We start from the raw sequence: 6,983 nt of genomic DNA on the forward strand, positions 1-6,983 counted from the left end.
CCCGCAGGCTCACCGCGCGGGGGCGAGCGGCGGCCGGCGGCCGGTTCGGCCCGGGTGCCGCCCGACCTGACCCGTCGTCATCGTCGCACCGGGCGTTCGAGTCGGAACCATCTCGATCCGGCCATCGGAGCATCCGCGCACACCTGTGAAGCGCCCGCTTCCGGTGGCGGGCGGCGGGGGAATCCGTGCAGCTCACCGGGTTGGCTGTTCGTAGGATGGGCGCAGCTCCTCCGGGAGGGAACTCGTGTCGGAGGGGTCGGAGGGGACATGCCGCAACACGCGAAGCACCAGCTGCTCGGGCGGAACCGGGAGCTGGAGGCGCTGGAGCGCCTGCTGCGCGAGGTGCGTGGTGGGCGTAGCCGGGTGCTGGTCCTGCGGGGTGAGGCGGGGGTCGGGAAGTCGGCGCTGCTCGACCACCTGGCCGGGCGCGCGGCGCCGTTGCAGACCGTGCGGGCGGCCGGTGTGGAGGCCGAGTCCGACTTCGCCTACTCGGCCCTGCAGCGCCTGTGCGCCCCGCTGCTGCCGCACCTCGACCGGCTGCCGCCCGTGCAGCAGGACGCGCTGCGCGTCGCGTTCGGCCTGAGCGCGGGGAATCCGCCCGAGATGCTGCTGGTCGGGATGGCGGTCCTCGGTCTGTTCGCCGAGGCCGCGGCCGAGTCCCCACTGGTGTGCCTGGTCGACGACGCGCAGTGGCTGGACCTGATGTCCCAGCGGATCCTGACGTTCGTCGGGCGCCGGCTGGACGCGGAATCGGTGGCGCTGGTGTTCGCGGAGCGGGTCGCCGACGGGCAGCCGGAGGAGGGGTTCGCCGGTCTGCCGGACCTTCCGCTGCGGGGGCTGGCCGACGACGACGCCCGGTCGCTGCTCGACAGCGTGCTGCCGGGGCCGGTCGACGCCCGGGTGCGGGACCGGATCGTCGCCGAGACCGGCGGGAACCCGCTCGCCCTGCTGGAGCTGCCCCGGGGGCTGTCACCGGCGGAGCTGGCGTTCGGCTTCGGAGGGCCCGGCGCGGGACCGGTGGCCACCAGGGTGGAGGAGGGCTTCCGCCGGCGCGTCGAGGCACTGCCGGCCGACACGCGCGCCCTGCTGCTGGTCGCGGCGGTCGAACCGGTCGGCGACGGGCCGCTGCTGTGGCACGCGCTGCGCCTGCTGGGCATCGGCTTCGAGGCCGCGGCACCGGCCGAGACCGCGAACCTGATCACGCTGGGCGCCCCGGTGCGGTTCCGGCACCCGCTGGTGCGGTCGGCCGTCTGGCGCGGCGCGGACGCCGCCGCAGTGCGTGCCGCGCACCGGGCGCTGGCCGAGGCGACCGACGCCGGGCGCGACCCCGACCGGCGGGCCTGGCACCTGGCCCACGCCGCGGTCGGCCCGGACGAGCAGGTCGCCGCCACGCTGGAGCGCTCCGCCGACCGGGCGCTGGCGCGCGGCGGCCGGGCGGCCGCCGCCTCCTTCCTGGAACGGGCCGCCGCGCTGACGCCCAGCCCGGAGGAGCGGGCACGGCGCGCCCTGGCGGCCGCGGGGGCGTACGTCGCGGCGGGCGTACCGGCCCGGGTGCCCGACCTGCTCGCCGCCGCCGAACTCGGGCCGCTGGACCCGCTGCAACAGGCCAACGCCAGCCGCCTGCGGGCCAAGGCCTCGTCGATGACCGGTCCGGGGCTGGGCGCGGTGCGGCCGCTGCTCGACGCGGCGGGCCGGCTCAGGGACCTCGATCCGGCCGCCGCCCGGGAGACCTACCTCGCGGCGTTCGGCGCGGCCATCTGGGCCGGCCGGCACGACGAAGGCGGCCGGCGGCGGGTCGCCGAGGCGGCGCGCGACCTGCCGCCGGGCGACGAGACGGCGGGAGTCTTCCTCCGTGCCCTGGTCACCTGGACCACGGACGGCCCGGTCGCCGCCTTCCCGCTGCTGGCGCGGGCGGTGCGCTCCCTCACCGACGACGGGGACCTGGCCGTGCTGTGGCCGGCTGCCAACGCCGCCGTGGAGCTGGGCGATCTCGGCGCCTGGCTGGAGATCACCGAGCGGGCGGTCCGCTTCGCCCGGACGACGGGCGCGCTGTCGGTCCTCTCGACGGCGCTGCCCTACCGGGCGGCCTCACTCGGCTACGCGGGGCGCTTCGCCGAGGCCGAGGACCTGCTGGCCGAGGCCGCGGCCGTCGAGGAGGCCGCGGGTGTGGCGACGCGCATGGTCTCGACCGTCCTGATCAGCGCGTACCGGGGGCGGGAGCGTCCGGCCCTGGACCTGATCGAGGCGATGGAGCGGGACGGCGAGCAGCGGGGCCTCGGTCGGCTCACCGGCATGGCGGCGTGCGCGCGGGCCGTCCTCAACAACGGCCTGGGCAACTATCCGCTCGCCATGGAGGCGGCGCTCGGGGGAGGGGAGTACCACGACCTGGTCGTCCACAACTGGACGTGCAGCGAGCTGGTCGAGGCCGCGACCCGGGTCGGCGACCGGGCGGTGGCGGCGCGGGCGCGCGAGCGGCTGGCCGACTGGGGCCGGGCCGGCACGCCCTGGGCGCTCGGCGCGCTGGCGGTCGCCGACGCCCTGACCGGGGCGCCCGAGCGGGCCGAGGACCACTACCGGGAGGCCGTCGACCACTTCGGCCGGGGCCCGCTCGGCGTCTTCGAGACCCGGGCCAGGCTGCTGCTCGGCGAGTGGCTGCGCCGCCAGAACCGGCGGGCCCAGGCCCGCACCGAGCTGCGCGCGGCGTACGAGGCGGCCGCGGCGATGGGCATGGAGGCGTTCGCCGAGCGGGCCCGGCGGGAGCTGCTGGCCACCGGTGAGACCGTCCGCAGGCGGACCGTCGGCGCGCCGGTCCTCACCCCGCAGGAGGCGCAGATCGCCCGGCTCGCGGCCACCGGGCACCCGAACGCGGAGATCGGCGCGCAGCTGTTCCTCAGCCCGCGCACGGTGGAGTGGCATCTGCGCAAGGTCTTCGCCAAGTTGGGGATCTCCTCGCGTCGCGACATCGTCGGAGCGCTCCCCGACCGATGAGCCCGGGGCCGCCGGGGTCATCCGCGCCCGGGGGCCGCACCGGCGCACCGTACGGTGACGGTCACCTTCGTCTGCAGTCATCCGACTGTTCCCGGCGCGCCACCGCCTGGCGATCCTCGATGGAGCGCCGCCGCGCCGGCGGTTCGTCGTGTGCAACCGGAAGGTCCGACCGTGAAGCAAACCCCCGTCGTCCTCATCCACGGTGCGTGGTTCCACCTGTCCTCCTGGGCGGGCTGGGCCGAACGGTTCACCGCGCACGGCTACGCGGTCTCCGTCCCGGCCTGGCCGGGCGAGGCCGACACCGCCGACCTGGTCCGCCGCGATCCCGGCCCGCTGCGCGACCTCGGGCTCGCCGAACTCACCGCGCACTACGAGCGGATCGTGCGTTCCTTCGACCGGCCGCCGGTCCTCGTCGGGCACTCGGCCGGCGGCCTCGTCGCCCAGCACCTCCTCGGCGCCGGCCACGCCCGGGCGGCGGTCGCCATCGCACCGCTGCCGGCCGGCGGTGTGCCGCTGGACGACCGGGACCGGCCCCGGCCCTGGCCCCGTCCCCGGCTCTGGTCGCCGCTGCCGGCCGGCTCGATCCGGTACCCGTCCTGCGAGCCGCTGCCCCGGACCCGGTTCCGGCACGTCGTCGCCAACGCGGTCGGTGAGGCGGAGTCCGCGAGGCTCTTCGACCGGTACGCCGTCCCGGCGCCGTTCCGGCTGCTCGCGGACCTCGGCCTCGACGGCACCGGGTCGGCCGGCACCGGGTCGGGTGGTAGCGGGTCGACCGGCACCGGGTCGGGCGGCACCGTGGTGGACACGGCCAACTCGGCGCGCGGGCCGCTCCTGCTGGTGTCCGGTCAGGAGGACCGGATGGTCCCGGACGCCGTGACCCGCGCGGTCTACAAGCTCTACGGCGACTCCTCCGCCGTGACCGGCCTGAAGCAGTTCGTCGACCGGGGGCACTCCCTGGTGTTCGACAGCGGCTGGCGCTCGGTCGCCGACCACGTCCTCGCCTGGCTGGCCGCCAACGGCGTCGAGGCCGTGGGCGCGGCACGGGACTGAGCGTTGCGCATCAGGCCTGCGCCCGCGACACCTCCTCGGCGCGGTTCAGCGCGTCGCGCAGCGCCGCCCGGGCCGTGATGCCCAGCTTGGGGAAGACCCGGTAGAGGTGCGAGCTGACGGTGCGCGGCGACAGGTGCATCCGCTCGCCGATCTCCTTGTTGGTCAGGCCGCCGGCGGCCAGATCGGCGACGCGGCGCTCCTGCCAGGTCAGCGAGGCCAGGCTCAGCGCCGAGGCGCGGGGCGGGGCGCCGGCGGCGCGCAGTTCGGCCCGTGCCCGCTCCCTCCAGCCGGCGGCTCCCAGCCGTTCGAACGCCTCGGCCGCCGGGACCAGGTGCTGCCGCGCCGCCGCTGGGCCCCGGACGTGGCGCACCCGGACGCCGTGCGCCAGCCGGATCCGGGCGAGCTCGAACGGGAACCGGGCGGCGTCCGGCTGGGCTTCGGCCCGGGCGAACATCTCGGCGGCCTCCCGCTCGCTCCCGGCGGTCATCGCCAGCGCGCCGTAGGTGATCAGTCCGAGGCGCGGTGACACGTCCGGCAGGCCGGCGTCGCGGGCGGCGAGGGCGTGCGCCCGGGCCTGCTCGACGCGTCCGGTGTGCCGGGCGGCCTCGACCAGGTCGAGCAGGGTGCGGGAGGCCTGGTACGCGTAGGGCCGGAACGTGCCCGGCCGGGTGATGCCGATGGCGTAGAGGTACGCGGCCTCGTAGTCGCCGGCGCCCAGGGCGGCGGTGGCGCCGGCGGAGTCGGCGACCTGGGTCAGGAACCCCAGTCCGCGCGGCCGGGCCCAGGCGTCCACCTCGGCCTGGAGGTCCCGTGCCCGCCCGAAATCCCCTCGCAGCGCCGCGAGTTGGGCCAGGTATGCGCGGCTCTGGGCGGCGAACAGATGGTGGCCGTGCTCGGCGGCCAGGTCCAGGCCGCGCCGACCGGTGTCCTCGGCCTCGGCCCATTCGCCGACCGCCATCCGGTCGAGCACGATCTGGTGCAGCATCACCATGCCGGTGGCCACGGCCCCGGTCTCCAGCTCACGGTCCACCACGCGCTGCAGGTGCGGCCGGTAGTGGCCCAGGATGTCGAGGTGGTACGCGGACGCGCCCAACCGCGTGACGTGCCAGGGCTCCAGGCCCGGCAGGTTCGCGGCGGCGTCCCGCACCGGCCCGGCCCAGTCGGCTCCGTGCCTGGTCACATCGCTCCAGGTGCCGCTGTAGAGGCGCGAGCGTTCGGTGACGAGATCGCCCAGGGAGGCGAGGAGTTCGTGCGTCCGCTCCCAGGCCGCGCGGTCCCCGGCGTACTGGCTGATCGCCAGGAGGAGGTTCACCAGCCGGGTGAGGACGTCCTCCCGCTCGGTCCCGCCGGCGGTGGGCCGGGCGGTTCCGTCGTCCCGCAGCCGCTCGATCGCGGCCGAGACCTGCCGATGGGTGGAGCGGACGTCCCCGTCCTGGTAGAGCGCCTGGTAGGAGGCCGCCAGCACCGCGGCCGGCGACTCCGTCGAGCCGGACGCGAGGTCCGCGCGGACCAGCCGGTGCGCCTGGCCCAGACGGGCGGCGTGACCGGCGACGAAGGCCGCGTCCGACAGCCGCCGCGACCGGTGGGTGCGGTTCTCGCTGAGCTCGGCGGCCCGGGTGAGCCAGGCCACCGCCGCCAGCGCGCCGCCGCGCCGGGTCGCCGACCCTGCCGCGGCCTCCAGGACGTCGGCGACCTCCTCGTCGGGGTCGACCGTCGCCGCCGCCAGGTGCGTCGCCCGGCGTTCGAGGTTCTCCCGGTGGACGCGGGCCAGTGCCAGATGCGCGGCGCGGCGCTGGTTGGGCGTGGCCATCCGTACGACGGCGGAACGCACCAGCGGGTGGCGGAAGACGAACTCGCCGGTGGCCGCCACCTCCAGCAGCCCGGCGGCCACCGCCGGGTCGGCGTCGCGCATGGCGTAGCGGGTGCCGGGGACGGCGTCGGCATCGCTCGCGGTCCCGGCGCCGTCGAGCGCGCCCATGAGCAGTTCGGCCCGCAGCCGCTCGTCGAGGTCGGCGATGCGGGCGCCGAACAACCGCTGAAGCCGCCGGGGCAGCGGTACGCCGTGCCGGCCGAGGAGGCCGCCGAGGTCGTCGGCCGGGAGGCCGTCGGGCCGCCCGGCGAAGTGGGCGGGCAACTCCAGCAGGGCCAGCGGGTTGCCCTGCGCCTGCTCCAGAACGATGCGGCGGGTCCGCCGGTCGAGGTCCGGGTGGCGCCGGTCCAGCAGGCGGGCCGCGTCCTCGTCGGTGAGGGCGGCGACCGGAAGTTCGGGCAGCGTGGCGGTGTCGAAGCGCGAGGCGAGGTCGGTGCGGACCGCGACCAGCAGCTTCACCGGCCCGCCGCTCAGGCGTCGGCCCACGAAGCCGCAGACGTCCGCACTGGAATCGTCCAGCCACTGCCCGTCGTCGAGGACCAGCAGCAGCGGCCGCTGCGCGTGGGCGGGGAGCGACAGCAGGTTCAGGACGGCGATGCCGAGCGCCATGACCGACGGCGGATCGCCCTGCGCCCCGCCGAACACGGCGTCGAACACCGCCCTGGTCCCGTCGTCCAGCCCTGCGACATCGGCGAGCAGCGGATGGAGGACCTGGTGCAGTCCGGCGTAGGGCAGGTCGGACTCCGCCTCGACGCCGGAGGCCCGGACGACCGCGTGTCCCTCCCGCTCCGCCAGCGCGGCGGCGTGGCGGAGCAGCGAACTCTTGCCGACCCCGGTCTCCCCGCGCAGGACCAGCGCCCGGCCGGTGGCGGACCGTACGAACGCCGCCAGCCGCGCCTGCTCGTCCGCGCGGCCCACCATCGTCGTGCCGATGAATCCCATGCCCGCTCTTCCCTCCCGACGTCGCGCACACCGGTGCGCGTCCACCGGTCACGATCCCGGGATCACGGGCCCGTCGAGCCGGTACCGGACCCTGGCCGGTACCCGGGCCCGGGGGTGGCCAGGGTCCGGTACC

At 76.7% G+C, this 6,983-nt stretch carries 3 protein-coding genes; 2 read left to right on the forward strand and 1 reads right to left on the reverse strand.

The features are described 5' to 3' along the window. Positions 1-267 precede the first annotated feature (267 nt). Positions 268-2,988 carry an AAA family ATPase gene (locus ACFU74_RS34915; RefSeq protein WP_380764160.1) on the forward strand — a complete coding sequence of 907 codons (2,721 nt, stop codon included), beginning with the start codon at positions 268-270 and terminating at the stop codon, positions 2,986-2,988. Between the two features lie 171 nt (positions 2,989-3,159). Beyond that, positions 3,160-4,038, forward strand: a complete 879-nt coding sequence (locus ACFU74_RS34920) for an alpha/beta hydrolase (protein ID WP_380764161.1) — start codon at positions 3,160-3,162, stop codon at positions 4,036-4,038. A 10-nt stretch (positions 4,039-4,048) separates the two neighbouring features. Here the strand turns inward: ACFU74_RS34920 and ACFU74_RS34925 are convergent, their stop codons facing one another. Continuing rightward, entirely contained in the window at positions 4,049-6,850 is a 2,802-nt protein-coding gene (locus ACFU74_RS34925; RefSeq protein ID WP_380764162.1) for an AAA family ATPase, read from the reverse strand. Between the last annotated feature and the right edge of the window lie 133 nt (positions 6,851-6,983).

Origin of the sequence: Kitasatospora sp. NPDC057500, assembly GCF_042802195.1 — a bacterium.
Lineage (GTDB): Bacteria > Actinomycetota > Actinomycetes > Streptomycetales > Streptomycetaceae > Kitasatospora.

What these genes read in the sequence shown, in the direction of transcription:
- ACFU74_RS34915 (WP_380764160.1), top strand. Translation starts at nt 268, where the DNA reads ATGCCGCAACACGCGAAGCACCAGCTGCTCGGGCGGAACCGGGAGCTG.
- ACFU74_RS34925 (WP_380764162.1), bottom strand. Translation starts at nt 6,850, where the DNA reads ATGGGATTCATCGGCACGACGATGGTGGGCCGCGCGGACGAGCAGGCG.